At 61.8% G+C, this 17,026-nt stretch carries 14 protein-coding genes; 9 read left to right on the plus strand and 5 right to left on the minus strand.

Translation table 11 applies throughout. From position 1 onward, the window contains the following. Positions 1-4: 4 nt before the first annotated feature. Positions 5-235 (minus strand): hypothetical protein, encoded by a 231-nt coding sequence (locus HU806_RS04780; protein ID WP_186610279.1) that lies wholly within the window; start codon positions 233-235, stop codon positions 5-7. Between the two features lie 144 nt (positions 236-379). Between HU806_RS04780 and HU806_RS04785 the strand changes: the two genes are divergently transcribed. Then, positions 380-916 carry a hypothetical protein gene (locus HU806_RS04785; RefSeq protein ID WP_186610280.1) on the plus strand — a complete coding sequence of 179 codons (537 nt, stop codon included), beginning with the start codon at positions 380-382 and terminating at the stop codon, positions 914-916. Here the strand turns inward: HU806_RS04785 and HU806_RS04790 are convergent. Then, positions 913-2,256, minus strand: a complete 1,344-nt coding sequence (locus tag HU806_RS04790) for a cation:proton antiporter (protein ID WP_186610281.1) — start codon at positions 2,254-2,256, stop codon at positions 913-915. The two genes, HU806_RS04785 and HU806_RS04790, sit on opposite strands and share 4 nt — an antisense overlap. 256 nt (positions 2,257-2,512) lie before the next feature. Here HU806_RS04790 and HU806_RS04795 point away from each other — a divergent pair, with 256 nt between their 5' ends. The 4 genes from HU806_RS04795 to ligD are packed head-to-tail and all read left to right on the plus strand — an operon-like array spanning position 2,513 to position 8,662. After that, a complete protein-coding gene (locus tag HU806_RS04795) occupies positions 2,513-3,898 on the plus strand; it encodes an iron-containing redox enzyme family protein (RefSeq protein WP_186610282.1) in 1,386 nt (461 codons plus the stop codon). 9 nt (positions 3,899-3,907) lie between these two features. Then, positions 3,908-4,909, plus strand: coding sequence for a N5-glutamine methyltransferase family protein (locus tag HU806_RS04800; RefSeq protein WP_186610283.1), 1,002 nt, complete (start codon positions 3,908-3,910; stop codon positions 4,907-4,909). Further along, a complete protein-coding gene (locus HU806_RS04805; protein WP_186610284.1) occupies positions 4,881-6,044 on the plus strand; it encodes a carboxylate-amine ligase in 1,164 nt (387 codons plus the stop codon). The genes HU806_RS04800 and HU806_RS04805 overlap by 29 nt, the downstream gene beginning before the upstream one ends. Then, entirely contained in the window at positions 6,041-8,662 is a 2,622-nt protein-coding gene (ligD, locus tag HU806_RS04810) for a DNA ligase D (RefSeq protein ID WP_186610285.1), read from the plus strand. The genes HU806_RS04805 and ligD overlap by 4 nt, the downstream gene beginning before the upstream one ends. Positions 8,663-8,844: 182 nt before the next feature. Here ligD and HU806_RS04815 read toward each other — a convergent pair whose 3' ends face one another. Both HU806_RS04815 and HU806_RS04820 read right to left on the minus strand, forming a co-directional pair. Continuing rightward, entirely contained in the window at positions 8,845-12,987 is a 4,143-nt protein-coding gene (locus HU806_RS04815; RefSeq protein ID WP_186610286.1) for a CheR family methyltransferase, read from the minus strand. A 154-nt stretch (positions 12,988-13,141) separates the two neighbouring features. Then, entirely contained in the window at positions 13,142-13,753 is a 612-nt protein-coding gene (locus HU806_RS04820) for a Yip1 family protein (RefSeq protein WP_186610287.1), read from the minus strand. 168 nt (positions 13,754-13,921) lie between these two features. Here HU806_RS04820 and HU806_RS04825 point away from each other — a divergent pair, with 168 nt between their 5' ends. Genes HU806_RS04825 through HU806_RS04835 form a run of 3 tightly spaced genes read left to right on the plus strand, consistent with a single transcriptional unit; the run spans position 13,922 to position 15,407 of the window. After that, on the plus strand, positions 13,922-14,422 hold the full coding sequence (locus tag HU806_RS04825) for a CinA family protein (protein WP_186610288.1): 501 nt from the start codon (positions 13,922-13,924) through the stop codon (positions 14,420-14,422). 12 nt (positions 14,423-14,434) lie between these two features. Continuing rightward, positions 14,435-14,953 carry a hypothetical protein gene (locus HU806_RS04830; protein ID WP_186610289.1) on the plus strand — a complete coding sequence of 173 codons (519 nt, stop codon included), beginning with the start codon at positions 14,435-14,437 and terminating at the stop codon, positions 14,951-14,953. Between the two features lie 7 nt (positions 14,954-14,960). Further along, on the plus strand, positions 14,961-15,407 hold the full coding sequence (locus HU806_RS04835) for a DUF421 domain-containing protein (protein WP_186610290.1): 447 nt from the start codon (positions 14,961-14,963) through the stop codon (positions 15,405-15,407). A gap of 58 nt (positions 15,408-15,465) precedes the next feature. On the opposite strand, the gene HU806_RS04840 is transcribed toward HU806_RS04835, so the two are convergent. Then, a complete protein-coding gene (locus HU806_RS04840; protein WP_186610291.1) occupies positions 15,466-16,323 on the minus strand; it encodes an SDR family oxidoreductase in 858 nt (285 codons plus the stop codon). Positions 16,324-16,507: 184 nt separating this feature from the next. Here HU806_RS04840 and HU806_RS04845 point away from each other — a divergent pair, with 184 nt between their 5' ends. Then, positions 16,508-16,912 carry a VOC family protein gene (locus tag HU806_RS04845; RefSeq protein WP_186610292.1) on the plus strand — a complete coding sequence of 135 codons (405 nt, stop codon included), beginning with the start codon at positions 16,508-16,510 and terminating at the stop codon, positions 16,910-16,912. Positions 16,913-17,026 lie beyond the last annotated feature (114 nt).

The following is a 17,026-nucleotide window of genomic DNA, read 5'->3' on the forward strand; positions in this document are numbered from 1 at the left end:
TGAACTATTGTGTATTTTTCTTGAACCCCCGCAAATTCATCGCACACAGGCAGAACTGCAAGACGACCAGCGCGTAAGCGCTGGTATGCAGGCCCCACACCACCCACAAAATATTGCTGACGATAAAACAGCTGAATCCCGCCACCCGCCGGCGCGGCTGGCGTGAGCCGATCAGCCATGCGGCCAGCACCGTTACCCCCATCGCGGGCCATTGGACCCATCCCAGATAATCCACGCGGTTTTTCCTCTTGCCCTCGTTGCCTTTAAAGACCCCAACGGCGCCGTAGCGTTTCCTTGGACCTTTGGTCCATCCGCTTGAACTTGCCTCGCGGCGCTCCCTTCTAATGGCCCTCTACCACGCCGAGGGACAACTTGCGCAATGCCCAGAATCCTTACCCGCCAGACCCCGGAAGAAGAACTCACCGAGCACAACGCCAAGCTGTTCGGCTCGCCCAAGGAACGGCTGGACTTTTACCGTCGGGAAATCCAGTACGAAACCAGCATCCTGGCCAATCGAACCGATGCCTACCTGACCGCCCAGTCGTTTTTGGTGATCGCCTTCGCCTCCTGCATGGCCAACCTGAATCCGGAGTGGGGCAAGCTGTTCACGCTGATCGTGCCGCCATTCCTGGCGCTGCTGGGTTTCCTCAGTTCGCTCAATGCCTGGCCGGGCATCCGCGCCGCCTACGAAATCATCGATCATTGGCATTTCAAGCAAAGCGAACTGCTGCGCAGTGAACCACTGATGGGCCTGGCCTACGATGAATCGCCGCTGTTCAGCGAGCGCGAGTCCACGCACAAGGGCTATCGCAAGTCGCTGCTGTTCTCGTTGCGCACGCCTTGGATTTTTGCCGCGTTCTGGGTGCTGCTGGGGGTGTACTCGGTGTATATCCAGGTCAGCGATCCCGGTGGCTAGTCGTCGGGCTTCGCTTTATGGCGCTCATACCAGGCCAGCGCGGGCTGGGTGCTGACCCCGTGCACCAGGATGCTCAGCGCTACCACCGACAACGTGAGGTCGATGCACAGCGCCGCGACCTCCGGCTGCAAATCATGGTTCAAGGCATAGAACAGGTAGAACAGACTGCCGATGCCACGGATACCGAACCAGCCGATCAACAGCCGTTGCGGTCCTTTCAATAAACGCCCCCAAGGCATCGCCAGCACGCTCAACGGGCGTATCACCACGAACAGCAGTCCGCCGACGATCAAGGCGCGCCAATCCCAGTGGCTGGCGAGCACGACCCCCAAGAGCGTCACCAGGAAGACCTCCATGGACCGCTCCACCAGACTGCCGAACGCCAGCATGTCGCTCATCATCACACCGGCTGCCACCTGGCCGTCGTCCAACCCCTGCGCGTCGCCCACCACCGCCTGCTCGGGATCGACCGTTTCGTGTCCGACCACCGCTTGTACCAGGTGCTCGGCCGGTGGCGCGTCTTGATCGCCGGAGTCGACCTCGGCCTGACGCAGCCCCAGGCCAGCGGCGAAAACGGAAAGAAAGCCGTAGCCCTGGACGGCTTCCGCCGCGACGTAGGCGAGGGCGATCAAGGCCAGGGCCAGGTAGTCATTGGGCGATAAGGTGCTGTCGGCGTTCTTGATGCGCATCGACAAGGTCAATCGACCGATGCCGCGCCCCAGCCAATAGCCAATCAGCAAGCCCGCCGGCACGGCCCACAAGACATTGCGCAAAGCCCATTCAGCGAGAAAGCCGCCGTCGGGTTCGCGCAGCATCAGCAAGCCAAGAATGACAAAGGGAAACGCGGTGCCGTCGTTCAGTCCGGCTTCTCCGGACAGGCCGAAGCGCACGCGGTCATCGTCGCGGGCATCGTTCACCTGTACCAGGGCCGCCAGCACCGGATCGGTGGGAGCCAGCATTGCGCCGATCAATAGCGAAATACCCCAGCCCAGGCCAAACAGATAGTGCAGGACCAGGCACAAACCGGCGATGGTCAGGATCATCACCGGACCGGCGAGACCATAGGCCACACGCCAGCTGCGGTTCTTCAGCGGCAGGCGAAGCTTGAGACCGCTGACAAACAGCGAGAACACCACGGCGACTTCGGTCAGGTGCTCCATCCAGACCGAGGAATCATCGACATCCAGCCTCAGCAGTCCGAGCCCCGCCGGCCCGATGGCGACACCCAGCGCCAGGCACACCGCCGAGGTGGTCACCGGCATCCAGCGAAGGTAGGACGATGTCAGGGCCAGGGTCAGCAACACGGCTCCGAGCACGGCCACCCACACGGTGAAGATCATGGTTGCTCCTTGGGATAACGCTATGCCGGGCGCCAATGACTACGATTCCCTGTGGCAAAGGCCACCTCGCGACATAGAGGCGTTGAGTGTTGCCTAAGGTTCGAGGGCCGGAGCGAAGCGAGGGTTCCGCGTTTCTGAGGGCGGTTCCGTTTATCCGGCCGCTTTTCGATTGTGGGGAATTTTTTCCCCCGCACAGGGCTCTGCAAAGGAAGAGACGTACTGATCCAGCGTCCTGCCGAGAACCCAAGAGGCCCTTATGACTGCGCTGACACCCCTTCAATCCCGGCCTGCCGACGCGCAGCCATTCCCCACTGTCGGTAACGTGCGCCAATGCTACGAGCGGTTGCTGCAGGGCCCCGACGATGCTGATAAACAGGCGGTCGCCCAGGCCTTCCTGCAACCCTGCCTCGAACAGGCCGGCGCACTGCCTCAGGAAATGCCTGACGACCCTGCGGCGTTGCTTGCCTGGGTCGAGCAGCACAGCGCCGACGTGGCCCGGCAATATGCCGATTACCTGGAACGTCGGAAAAACGGCGGCCGTCGGGAGTTCTTCACCAGCAAGGCCCACGCCTTGTATTTCCTCCAGGCCGTGGCGCCGACCAAACTGGTGGACGGCGCCTGGTTGTACGGTGTGCTCAAGCACTGGCATGACCACCGTTTCGAGGGGCTGTTGTGCACCTATCTGGAAGAACTCGGTGACGGCGTGCCCGCACAGAACCATGTGGTGCTCTACCGCAAATTGCTCGCCGAGCACGGCCTGCCGGACCTGCCCGACATCGATGACGATCGCTACCTGCAAGGCGCGATGCAACTGGCCCTCGGCTACGCCGGCGATGATTATCTGCCCGAAGTCATTGGTTATAACCTGGGCTACGAACAACTGCCCCTGCACCTGTTGATCAGCGCCTACGAGCTGAGCGAACTCGACATTGACCCGTATTATTTCACCCTGCACGTGACCATCGATAACGCCAGCACCGGCCACGCCCACAAAGCCGTGCAGTCGCTGATGCAGTTGATGCCAATGGAGGCGAACCGCGAATCGTTCTGGCGCCGGGTCACCCGGGGTTATCGCCTCAATGATCTGGGCCAGGGCAGTCGTGCGGTCATCGAGTCGTTTGACCTGGAACGCGAACTGCTTGACATGCTCGAGCGCAAGCGCCCGTTCGGCCAGCACATGCATTCCGACTACTGCAAATTCGACGGCAAGACCGTCAATCAATGGCTCGCGGAACCTGGGCAACTGGAGGGCTTCCTGAAGGCCATGCAAGGCAAAGGCTGGATACGGCGTCACGAAGACCCGCAAAACAGCCGGTTCTGGACCCTCATCGAAGGCGCCGGCGCCGCGATGTTCGGGGTGTTCAGCCCCTATGAGAAACAGCTGCTGCACGATTGGATCGCCGGCGACTGGCTGGACGAGCGTGGTCGCCCCGGAGCCCGTCGCAGTCATGGCGCGGCCCATGAGCCAGCGACGCCAGCGCAGGATCCAGATGTGCAGAACTTGCAGCAAGCGCTGCGGGGCAAGGCGCCCGACGAGCAGATGCAGATCCTCGCGCCCTGGCTTTCGGCCCGCTGCCACAGCCATCCGGCCGGGTTGCTGGCGACCCGCCGCTTCATCGAACTCAAATCCGCCCTTCGTTAGGAGCCCTGCATGAATCAGGAAGATCGCCTGTCCGAACCTGACCTGGCGCTGTTGCAACTGGGTCGCCGCCTGCATGCCGACGGCTACCGTTTTATCACCCCGACACCGTTGACCCACGAACGGGTCAACCAACGGCCCGGTAACGAGCGTTCGAAGACCTTGAGGGACGTGTTCGGTTGGTCGCGGCCGTTTGCGCCGGGGCTGATCTCTGCCGACGAACAGCGCCAATTGCAGGACGCCCAAGTGCTCGAAGCGCGCGATGGCCAGCTCTACAGCCGCGTGCGCTGGTCGAGCCTGGACGGCATGTTGTTCGCTCATTCGCCGTTTCCTACGCAGGCTACCGACGCGGTTTTCTTTGGCCCGGACAGCTACCGTTTTGCCCAACTGATCCACACTCATCTGCAACAGAACTTCAGCGCGGTGCATCGGGCCGTGGACATTGGCTGCGGTGCCGGCGTCGGGGCGATGGTGATTGCCCGTGCCCGGCGCGAGGCTCAGGTCCTGGCGGTGGACATCAATCCCTTGGCCTTGCGCCTGTGCGCGGTCAACGCGGCGCTGGCTGAGGTCGCGAACGTCGAGATTGCCCACAGTGATGTGCTGCAAGACGTGGAAGGCAGATTCGACCTGATCGTCGCCAATCCGCCTTACATGGCCGACCCGGCCGAGCGTGCCTACCGCCACGGCGGCGGAACACTGGGCGCCGGGTTGTCGCTGCGCATCGTCGAGCAGGCGTTGCCCCGGCTGACGCCTGGCGGTTCGTTGGTGCTCTATACCGGTGTGGCGATGGTCGATGGCCGCGATCCGTTCCTCGAAGCCCTGGGCGCGTGGCGCGACTCGGCCGAGTTCGGCTGGACCTACAGGGAATTGGACCCGGACGTCTTCGGCGAGGAATTGCTGACCCCGGGTTACCAGGACGTGGAGAGGATCGCCGTGGTGGCGTTGGTTGTCACCCGCACGGGTGCGGGTATCGGAGGGAACATCGATGAACAGGCGTCTGAAGTTCGGCATTGAAGAGGAATATTTCATCACCGACCTGCAAACCCGGCGCATGCCCGACCAGCCGCCCGCGGCAGCGGTTGCTGCATGCCGGGAGGAGCTGGGCGAACATTTTGCCCACGAGATGTTCCTGAGCCAGGTGGAGATGGCATCGCCGATCTTCCAGAGCCTGGCCGAGGCGGCCGATTACCTGGCCCAGGTGCGTAGCGGCCTGACGCGACGCCTCGCACCCCATGGCCTGGGATTGTTGAGCGCCGGGTCTCATCCGATGACCACCGTTGGCTTGCAGCCCACCGATGAGTTGCATTTCCAGCAACTGTTCGACGATTACCAGCGGGTGGCGCGACGCAGTGTGTTGTCGGGCCTGCACGTACACGTAGAGGTGCCGACCGGTCGAGACCGGGTCCGGATCATGAACGAAGTCCTGCCCTGGCTGCCGATGCTGTTGGCATTGAGTGCCTCTTCGCCGTTCTGGAACGGCGCCTACAGCGGCTTCAGCAGTTATCGCCAAGTGGCCTGCGATGAATGGCCACGAATGGGTATACCGGAGTTTTTCGAAGACGAGCCGGCATTCAATGGCTACGTCGACATGCTCACGCGCACCGGTTCCATTCGCCAGCCCAGCGACTGCTGGTGGGTGCTCAGGCCTTCGTCGCGGTATCCGACCCTTGAGCTGCGCATCTGCGATGCCTGCCCGCGAATCGACGATGTCTTGTGTCTGGTATCGCTGTTTCGCCTGATGGTGGCCCATGCCATTGCCCAGCCCAAACCGGGGGCCGGCTACAGCCTGATGTCCCACTGGATCCTCAAGGAAAACCGCTACCGGGCCAAGCGCCACGGCATCCTCGCGGAGTTCATCGTTGAAGGGCAGGATCAACCCATGCTTATCGGCGAATGGCTGAACCTGGCCGAGCAGACCTTTGCCGACACCGCGACGGCGCTGGGCGTGCAGGACGTTTTCAAGCAAGCCCGCCGGATCATCCAGGAAGGCACCAGCGCCGATCGTCAGGTTGTGCTCTATGAACAAGGCTTGCTACTGGGGGACTCGATTGAACAGGCCCTGAGCCGGGTCGTTGATCAACTGCTGTCGGAAACCGCGGGCATGCCCGTGGCCGATCCCACCCTTGCGCAAGTTGCAGGTGGCCCATGACCAGCAAAACCCTTGATGATTACAACCGCATGCGCGATTTCGCCGCCACCCCGGAGCCGGCGGCGAAGCGCTCGCGCAAGTCGGCGAAAACCGCCCACGCGCTGCAGTACTGCATCCAGAAACACGACGCCACGCGACTGCATTACGACTTTCGCCTGGAACTGGACGGCGCGCTCAAGAGCTGGGCGGTGCCCAAGGGGCCGTCCCTGGACCCGAAGGTCAAGCGCCTGGCCGTACACGTCGAGGACCACCCAATCGACTACGCCACATTCGAGGGCAGCATCCCGGAGGGACACTACGGTGCCGGCGAGGTGATCGTCTGGGACCGTGGCGTGTGGATCCCACAGGGCGATGTGCACGAAGCCTACGAAAAGGGCCGGCTCAAGTTCGAACTGCGCGGGGAAAAACTCGCCGGCCTGTGGAACCTGGTGCGCACCCACATGCCGGGGAAGCAGGAACAATGGTTCCTGATCAAGCACCAGGACGACGCAGCTCGGCCGGAAAGCGAGTACGACGTGGTCGAGGCCGAGCCGGACAGCGTGCTCAGCGATCGCACCATCGTGCCTAAGCGCCGGGGCAAGGCCGCCGCGGCCAAAGCCGTGAAGCAGCCGGAAAAAGCCGCCAAACCGAAGCCCCCGAAAAAAAGCGCGAAGACCACCCTCAGCGGCGCGGTGGCCGGCCCGATCCCCGAGACCCTCAAGCCGGAACTGGCGACCTTGGTGGAAAGCGCGCCCAGTGGTGATTGGCTCTATGAGATCAAGTTTGACGGCTACCGGGTCATGGCGCGCATCGACAACGGCGATGTGCGCTTGATCACGCGCAACGGCCACGACTGGACCCACAAACTGCCGAAACAGGCCGCGGCCTTGGCCGGGCTGGGATTGGAATCGGCTTGGCTCGACGGCGAAATGGTCGTCGCCAATGAGCAAGGCGTGCCGGACTTCCAGGCCCTGCAAAACGCCTTCGACGCCGGCAGCAGCGGCAAGATCGCTTATTACCTGTTCGATTTGCCGTACCTCAATGGCATGGATTTGCGCAAAGTCCCGGTGCAAGAGCGCCGGGCCGCGCTGGCCGCCGTGCTCGAGCCCAACGAAGATCCGCTGCTGCGCTTCTCCGATGCCTTCGAGGAAACCCCCGAGGCGTTGCTCAACAGTGCCTGCCAGATGCAGATGGAAGGGTTGATCGGCAAGCGTCAGGGCAGTGCGTATGTGTCGCGCCGCAGCAACGACTGGATCAAGCTCAAGTGCAAGAATCGCCAGGAATTCGTCGTGGTCGGTTTCAGCGACCCCAAGGGCGCCCGCAGCGCGTTTGGCGCGCTCTTGTTGGGCCTGCATGACGTCGACAGCGGGGAGTTGCGCTACGCCGGGAAGGTTGGCACCGGGTTCAACGAAACCACGCTGAAAAGCATCTACGAGCAGTTGCTGCCCCTGGAGACAAAAAAAGCTGCCGTGGTCAACCCGCCCACCGGCTACGACGCCAAGGGCGTGCACTGGCTCAAGCCCGAGTTGCTGGCCGAAGTGGCGTTTGCCGAAATGACCAAGGAAGGTTCGGTGCGCCACGCGGTGTTTCACGGTTTGCGCAACGACAAGCCGGCGAAGGCAATTACCCAGGAGCTGCCGAAACCGGTCGAAAAAGCCGCGAGGAAAAAAACCGCAGCCAAGGACGAAGCGGAACCGGCACCCGCCAAGGCAAAAGCCAAGGCCAAGACCACCCAGGCGCCGGCCTTGGAGGGCAAGGTGCGCATTACCCATCCGGACCGGATCATCGATGCGACCAGCGGCACGACAAAAATGCAGCTGGCCGAGTATTACGCCAGCGTCGCCGACTTCATCCTGCCGGAGCTGGCCGACCGTCCCGTGGCGTTGGTACGGGCGCCGGATGGCATTGCCGGCGAGCTGTTTTTCCAGAAGAACCCCGAGCGCTTGGGCATTCCGGGCATCACCAGCCTGGACGAGGACCTGACCGGGCAACCAGTGATGATCATCAATAACGCCGAAGCGCTGATTGGCGCGGTACAGATGAGCACCGTGGAATTGCACACCTGGAACGCAACGTCCATCGACCTGGACAAGCCAGATCGCTTTGTCCTCGACCTCGACCCAGACCCGGCATTGCCGTGGAAAAGCATGGTGGAAGCCACACAGTTGACCTTGTCGGTGCTCGATGAGCTGGGCCTGAAGGCGTTTCTCAAGACCAGCGGCGGCAAGGGCATCCACGTGGTGGTGCCACTCACGCGTAAACTCGGCTGGGACGAGGTCAAGGGTTTCAGTCACGCCATCGTCAGTCACATGGCCAAGCTGTTGCCTGATCGTTTCTCGGCGGTTTCAGGGCCGAAAAACCGGGTAGGGCGGATCTTCATCGATTACCTGCGCAACGGCCTCGGCGCCACCACCATCTGCGCCTACGCTGCTCGGACCCGCGAGGGGCTGCCGGTGTCGGTGCCGATCTACCGCGAGGAAATGGCCGAACTCAAGGGCGCCAACTTATGGAACGTGCACAACGTCCACGAGCGTCTGGCAGAGATCGGGCATGAGCCGTGGGCGGATCTGAAGAAAACCCGCCAGAGCATCACCGCCGAGATGCGCCGGCGGATCGGCATGAAAAAAACCGCTGAATAGCCCCTATGTGTTCGCGGTCGGTTTGCTTTTGTGGCGAGGGAGCTTGCTCCCGCTCGGTTGCGCAGCGACCGCAAAGTACTTGGGGCTGCTGCGCCCGAGGCGTCGGACCGGCCCAGCGGGAGCAAGCTCCCTCGCCCAAGAGCCGTTCCAGCCACCAAGCACCTTTAGCCTCCAGCTACCCTCTAATAGATCTGCGAACGCCGCAACTGCTCGATCGTGTCGATCAGCTCGTCATAGGACACCGGCTTGCCGATGTGCTGGTCGAAGCCCGATTGCTTGGATTTTTTCAGGTCGATGGACGCGCCGTAGCCGGTCAGGGCAATGGCGGGGATATGTTTGACGTGGGGCAACTGCCGCAACGCCGCCATCAATTCATGGCCGTTCATCACGGGCATGCCCAAGTCCGAAATCACTACGTCGAAACGGGCGTCCCTGGCTGCTTCCAAGGCTTCCTGCGGCTGGTCGAAAGCGAGGACGTGGGCGTCTTCCATCTCCAACAGGAGCTTGAGGGTATCGAGCACCTCGGGTGAGTCATCCACCAGCAGCACCGTCATGCCGCTCAAGCGTCCGGATTGCTCCTCGCAGGCTTGCGGTTCGGGGACCATCACGGCGTTGCTCAACGGCAGGCGAATGGTGAACGTGCAGCCTTTGCCCAGCCCTTCGGATTTGACTTCGACACTGCCGCCATGGGCTTCGGTCAACTGCCGTACCAGGGACAGACCGATACCGAGCCCTTCGCGTTGATGCGTGGCGTGCTGGGTCTCGGCCTGGCCAAACAGGTCGAACACTTCGCCCAGATGCTCCGCCGCAATGCCCACGCCCGAGTCCTTCACGTCCAGGCGCGCCATGTGGCCGTCGTGGCTGGCGACGAGTTGCACGCGACCACCGCTGGGGGTGAATTTCAGCGCGTTGTTTACCAGGTTCCAGATGATCTGCTCCAACCGGGTCGGGTCGGCGTTGATGATCAGCTCGTTGCCGGGGCCTTCGGGTAATTCCAGGGTGACCTTGTTCGGGTGGTTGTCGTTGATCACCACGGTGTAGATGTCTTGCAGCACGCGGGCAAGGTTGACTGCCTGGCGCTTGAGCTTGAGCTTGCCGGTGCGCACCCGCGCCACGTCCAGCAGGTCGTCGATGATCCGCGCCTGGCTGGTGACCGCGTCGCAGATTGTGTTGACGGCCTTGGCCGCCGCGCTGACGGTCTTGGTCACCGGCAGGCGCCGGAGCAATTCGGCGTTGAGCTGGATCAGGTTCAGCGGGTGCTTGAGCTCGTGGGACATCACCGCGAAAAATTCATCTTTCAGGTGGCTGGTGTTCTGGGTTTCCATCAGCCGCTGGGTCTGCTCCTCGTGCAAGCGCTTGTGGCCGGTGAGGTCACGGGCGATTTTCACGTAGCCCTGCAAATGGTCGCCTTTGAGCAGCGTGACTTCGCCGCTGCAATAAAAACGGCTGCCGTCCTTGCGTTGGTGCCAGCGCTCATCTTCGCAGCGGCCGTTGAGGCGGGCGGTGCTCAGTTCGGTTTCCGGAGCGCCAAGGGCGCGGTCGTCAGGGGTGAAGAGAAAATCGTAATAGGCCCCTTCGGCTTCAGCCTTGGTGTGGCCGAAGATCAACTCCGCCCCGGTGTTCCAACTGGTGATCACACCATGCTCATCCAGCAGGATGATGGCGTAGTCCCGGGTGCTTTCGGCGACCAGGCGCATGCGCTCTTCTCCTATGCGCAGCTCCTCCTCAGCTAACCTGCGCTTGGTGATATCGATGAAGGTCAGCACGGTGCCGTCGATATGGTCCTCGCTGGAGCGGTACGGCAACAGTCGGGCGATGTACCAGCGACTGTCGTTGCTGCTGACCTCGCGCTCGATCATGTTCAACGACTCGAACACCTGGGTGGCGTCGGCGGCCATGCCCGGGTAGTCCAGGCGATGAGTGATGTCCAACAGCGAGCGGCCGGTGTCCACCGGCAGCATGCTGAAAATATCCGTGGCCCTCGGTGTAAACCATTTGATACGCATGCTGCGGTCGACGAATACCGTGGCGATGTCCGTGGAGGCGATCAGGTTGGTGAGGTAATCGTTGATCTTGTCGGTTTCTTCGACCTTGGTCTTGAGCTCGTAGTTGACCGTCAACAGTTCTTCATTGATCGACTGCAGCTCTTCCTTGCTGGTTTCCAGCTCTTCGGTGGCCGAGCGCAGCTCCTCGTTGATGGCCTGCATTTCCTCGTTGGAGGCCTTGAGTTCCTCGCTGGATACCTCAGCCTGCTCGATCGTGTCCTGCAGGTGCACTTTCGTCCGCTGCAGCTCGCGCTCGAGGGTCGCCAATACCTGGTTTTCAGTCTGGCTGGTGATGGCATCGGCCTGCAGGACGGGATCGACTTCCTCCTCCTCGAACAGCACCAGTACGAACTCGCCGTCGGACTGGTCGTCGCGATAAGGCTGCACCAGCAAATCCACCAGGAAGCGTCGTCCGTCCCGCTCCAGGTTGACCTGGCGGGACTTGACCGGCTGGCCGTTCTGGTGGACCTGGAACAGCGCGGTGCGGATCTCCAGGCGCAGTTGCGGGTTGACCAAGGTCAGCAAATTGCGCGACAGCTCGCCGCCTACATGGCGCAGGAAACGACCGGCGCTTTCGGACATGTGCAGGATGTCAGCGTTGGCATCGACAATCATGCTGGGAGGGGCGGCGTGCTCGATGGCGCGCAGGTGGATATCGGAAAATGACACTTTCCGCACCACCGGTGCCAGCGGCGCGGCCGGCGAGGCGGTGCTGCGCACGTAGCCGCCACGGGGCATGGTCGGCGTGCGGCGGCTGCTGGCGGTGCCGTACTTGGCCCGGAAGATCCGGTTGCGCTTGTCCACGGGGCTGAACAGTTCGTGGCAGGCATCGGCCGATTCCGAAGAGCCGAGGAACAGGTAGCCGCCCGGTCGCAAGGCAAAGTGGAACATCTGCAGGATTTCGCGTTGCACCTCGCGGTCGAGATAGATCAGCAGGTTCCGGCAGACGATCAGGTCGATCTGGGAGAAGGGCGGATCCGACAGCAGGCTGTGCTTGGCGAACAGCACGCGCTCGCGGATTTCCTTGCGCACCCGATAAGACGCGCCGTCCTTCATGAAGTACTGGCGCAAGCGCGTCGGCGGCACATCGGTAATGATCGCTTCCGGGTAGCCGCCGTTACGCCCGACGGCTATGGCGCGCTCATCAATGTCGGTGGCGAAGATCTGCAGTTTGGCCGCGCTGTTCTCGTGTTGCAGTTGATCGCTGACCAGCATCGCCAGGGTATAGGCTTCTTCACCGGTGGAGCAGCCGGCCGACCAGACGCGTATTTCCTCGGGCGGCGCACTGGCCGGCTCGACCGGTTGCAGCAGCAGGGGCAAGACGTCCCGTTCCAGGGCCTCGAACGCATCGCGGTCGCGAAAGAAATTGGTCACGCCAATCAGCAGGTCGCCCAGCAGGGCCTTGGTTTCTTCCGGATGGTTTGTCAGATAGCTGTAATAGGCGCTCAGGTCCGGCTGGGCCGTGACCTGCATGCGCCGCTCGATGCGGCGCAGTACGGTGGCCCGCTTGTAGTGCTTGAAATCGTGGCCGGTGCCGGACCGCAATTGCACCAGGATGTCCTGCAGCGACTGTTCGGCGATGAGCAACTCGCGTTCGGTGGTCGGTGGTTGGGCGTGGATCTCGGGGTCGTTGGCGGTCGGCAGGCGAATGGCCTGGGAGTTCCGCCATATTTCCAGGAGCTTTTGTGGCATTTCCACCACGGGCAACACCAGATCGACCATCTGGGTGTCGATAGCGGCTTGGGGCATGCCATCAAACTCGGCATCTTGGGGAGCCTGGGCAATGGTCACACCACCTTGCTCCTTGATACGCGACAACCCCACCGCGCCGTCGGAGCCGGTCCCCGACAAGATCAGGCAGAATGCCCGTTCCTTATGCACGTCGGCCAGGTCACGAAAGAACAGATCGATTGCCACGTGCCCGCCATGGCGTTGCACCGGTGTGACGTTCAAGTACCCGTCATTCATCAGCAACTGATGGCCTGGGGAAATCACGTAGACGCAATTTTTCTCGATCGGCACCGCCTCGGTGACCTGAAGCACTGTCATCCGAGTGGATTCCTGGATGATCTTGTCGGCAATGCTTTGATGATCAGGTGCCAGGTGCAAGACGATGACAAACGCCATGCCGTTGTCCTTGGGCATGTGTTCGAAAAATTGCTTGATGGCCTGCAATCCCCCCGCGGATGCGCCGATTCCCACTACGGGGAAGTCCAATTCGCTGGGGCTCAGCTCTCGTCGTTGTGGCACGTTGGGAGAGCGTTTGCTAGGAGATGACATATAAGTTTGGCCTTAAAGGGCGGCGGGGCGGTCCGGCGCTGCCGACTCGATTTCATTGATACAAAAACTCGCAGGATAGTCGGGTTGCGCGAAGATTGCGAAAACAGACGCCTGCAAAACCGCCCCTTCAGGCATTGTGCGCCTTCAAGGCGGATCAGCCTACCGGCACGCGAAGGTACTCCGGCTGCAAGTAGTTGAACCACAGCAGGATCATTTCCACCATGATCGTCACCAGCACCAGCAGGCCGACACCCCAGACGCTGGCCGAGTACAAAAGGCCTTGTTCCTTCTTCAGGTTCATGAATTTCGGCAGCCCGACGAACAGCAAGAACGTTGAATAGGCCGACGCCGCCAGCAGCACCGCCACGGCCAGCCAACGGCTGGGATAGAGTCCGCAGATCCCGGCGAGGAAATACGGCGTAGCGGTGTAGGCCGCGAATCCGATGCACTGGTTGATCGAGGGGCGAGCTTCGAACGTGCGCGACATCCAGCGGATGAACAGCCCCATCAACGTGACGCCAACGACAATGGTCAGGTACAACAGCGCGCATAACTGCAATGCACTGGCGCGACTCAGCCTCACCGTTTCGTTCTCGGCCAGGCTCCAACCGGTCCAAGTGGTGCCGATGAACAGGCACACCGCCGGAATCAGTGCGAGCAACAGCAGATGGGCCAGGTAGTGGTGTGGATGAGCCTGTTCCTGCTCGCGAATGTCCACCCAAGCGAACTCGGGATGGGTGAACAGTTTGACGAAAAGTACAGACATGACGACCTCCTGATCAGGGACAGCCTCTGCGTGAGGCTCATACCGTTATGAGGTACAGGATTGGGCAGGGGTTTCATTTATTTGCCCGGTCGGGGAGGCGGGGCGATAAAGGGAATGATTCAAAACGGCAGGGGTCAACCCAACAGCATCCATGAAGGACTGTATGCCATGACTGTTGCCCAATCCCTGGTTGATTACATGCGCGAGCATGAGCTGCGCCTGACCACCGCCGAGTCCTGCACCGCTGGGCTGATCGTCACGCTCCTGGCCGAAGTGCCGGGCAGCGGTTCGCTGATCGAAAGCGGCTATGTGGTCTATTCCCCCGAGGCCAAGCAGCGCTTGCTCGGCGTCAAGCCGCGCACCATCGACACCTTCAATCTCACCAGTCGCGAAGTCGCCGAGGAGATGGCCCTTGGCGCGCTGCACGACGCCAACGCCAACGTCGCCGTCGCCACCACGGGCCTGCTCGGGCCGGACGACAAGGACAGCATACCCGCCGGCACGATCTGCTTTGCCTGGGCGTTCCAAGTGAACGGCCAGCGCGCGCTGTTCAGTCGCCAGGAACGCTTCTTCGGCGACCGTCACCAGGTGCAACTGCAGGCCAGCGAGTACGTCTTGCAGCAGTTGCCCAATTACCACCAACGTGCCGTGGCGGGCGAACGCCGCTAGGAGAGTGCGCCCATGACCGATCAATGGGAGCAGGACGACCACCGTAGCCGCGAATTTCCCGTGCGCGAAGACATGGTGTTCCAGCACAAGGTCTGGCGGTTCGAGCGGGTGGGCTGGTACATATTGGTGCTGTTGGTCATCCTGACTTTGCTCGGGCTGTTTTCCCGCGGGCCGTTGAGCAGCCGCGAACTGCAAAGCGCCGACGGCACAATTGCCGTCGAATACGAGGCGTTCCATCGCAACGGCTCGACCAATCCGATGGTCCTGCGTCTCAAAGGCGCGCCCAACGCGGTGCTGGAAGTCGAACTCGGAGGCGATTGGCTGGATGCGTTCGATGTCCAGAGCGTGCAACCGCAGCCCATACGCTCAGCTGCTGCCGGGCAGGGTGTAAAGCTCTGGATCCAGGCGGATGGCCAAGGGCAGGCCAACCTGCACCTGTCATTGCTCAGCGAAGGCCTCGGGACTTATCACAGCCGCATCGTTATTCCTGGCGGGGCGACAGTGAGCTTCAATCAATTCATCTTCCCTTAGGTGACGTATGGATTCGGTACTGCGAGCGGCCGCTATGTATGCGGTATTGATGGTGTTGTTCAAGATCGCCGGCCGACGTTCGTTGGCGGAGATCACCACCTTCGATTTCGTCCTGTTGATGATCATTGGCGAGGCTACCCAGCAGGCGCTGCTGGGGGACGATTTCTCGCTGACCAACGCGTTCATGGTCATCGTCACGCTGATCGCCATCGATGTCGGATTTTCGTTGCTCAAGCTGCGCTCCAATTGGGTGTCGCGGCTGATCGACGGTGGGCCGACGATCATCGTCGAGGACGGCCGCATCCTTCAGGGGCGCATGCGCCACGCCCGGCTGGTGGAGGCGGACATCATGGAGGCGGCACGTTCGAGCCAGGGCATCGAGACCCTGGAGCAGATCAAGTTTGCGATTATCGAGCGCAACGGCAAGATTTCGGTGATTGCCAAGGAGGAGTGAGCCTGAGCGCTTTAGTGGCGAGGGAGCAAGCTCCCTCGCCACAGGAGGCAGCCGGGCTTTAGAGGATCGGCTTGCCGCCCGTCACCGCATACCGCGAGCCGGAGATGTAGCTGGACTCATCCGACGCCAGCAGCACGAAAATCGGCGCCACTTCCACCGGCTGGCCAGGACGCCCCAGCGGTGTCTGGGAACCGAAATTCTGCACCTCTTCTTCGGGCATGGTGGCGACAATCAGTGGCGTCCAGATCGGTCCTGGCGCGACGCTGTTGACCCTGATGCCCTTGGACCCGAGCATTTGCGCCAGGCCACCGGTGAAGTTGGCAATGGCGCCCTTGGTGGTGGCGTAGGCCAGCAGCGTCGGCTTGGGCATGTCGGAGTTGACCGAGGTGGTATTGATGATCGAACCCCCGGCCTTCATGTGCGGCACGGCGGCCTGGCAGATCCTGAACATCGCCGTGATGTTGATATCGAACGTGCGCACCCATTCTTCGTCCGGGATCTCTTCCAGGGTCTCGTGGGTCATCTGGAACGCGGCATTGTTGACGAGGACGTCGATGCGCCCGAAGCGCGCCACGGTCTCATCGACGACCTTGCGGCATTGCCCCTTATCTGCCAGGTCACCGGGCAGCAACAGGCACTGGCGGCCGGCATCTTCGACCCAGCGTGCGGTCTCCTTGGCATCCTCATGTTCATTGAGGTAGGAAATCGCTACGTCCGCGCCTTCTCGGGCGAAGGCAATCGCCACGGCGCGCCCGATGCCGCTGTCGGCGCCAGTGATCAGGGCGATCTTGTTCGCCAGGCGCCCGGAACCTTTGTAGCTCTGTTCGCCGCAGTCCGGGTACGGGTCCATCTTCTGTTGGCTGCCGGGCACGGGTTGGCTTTGTTTTGGGAAAGGTGGGGTTGGGTAGTTGGCCATTGTCGTTCTCCATCCAAGTGGTTGCGATGGAGGGTGGACTGCGGGTTTTTGACCAGAGTTCGGTCGGATTTCCCCAACAATCGATGAGCGTGGCAGAGGCGTTTCGTCGACTACCCAGGGGCTATCGGTGAACACAGGCGACGCCGTATTCTCCAAACGGGATACGGCTTGAAAGGAGAAGGGCATGTTCAGTCACATACAAATCGGTGCACGTGACCTGACTAAAATGGTCGCGTTTTATGATGCCATCCTCGGTTGCCTGGGATTGGAGCGCATGCCCAGCGAAGACGATTCGGGCCCGCCCGGGGAAGGCTGGCATCAGCCCGGCAAACATTGGCCGCAGGTGTTCGTCCAGGTGCCCATCAATGGCCTGCCAGCCACGTGGGGCAACGGCATGCAAGTCAGCTTCGCCGCCGACTCGCAGCAGGCCGTACGCGACGCCTGGGAGACGGCGATTGACATGGGCGGCTTCGACGAAGGCGCCCCGGGCCTAAGGCCGCAATATTCAAAGGATTACTACGGCGCCTATTGCCGGGATCCGGAGGGAAACAAACTGTGCTTCGTGCATACGCCGGATATGCATGACTGACCCCGGTCTAAAGTGATCCGCTCTCGTGGCGAGGGAGCTTGCTCCCGCTGGGGTGCGAAGCAGCCCCAAGATCTTGCGGTCGCTACGCAACCGAGCGGGAGCAAGCTCCCTCGC

Origin of the sequence: Pseudomonas sp. SWRI154 (genome assembly GCF_014268645.1) — a bacterium.
Taxonomy (GTDB): Bacteria; Pseudomonadota; Gammaproteobacteria; order Pseudomonadales; family Pseudomonadaceae; genus Aquipseudomonas; species Aquipseudomonas marvdashtae.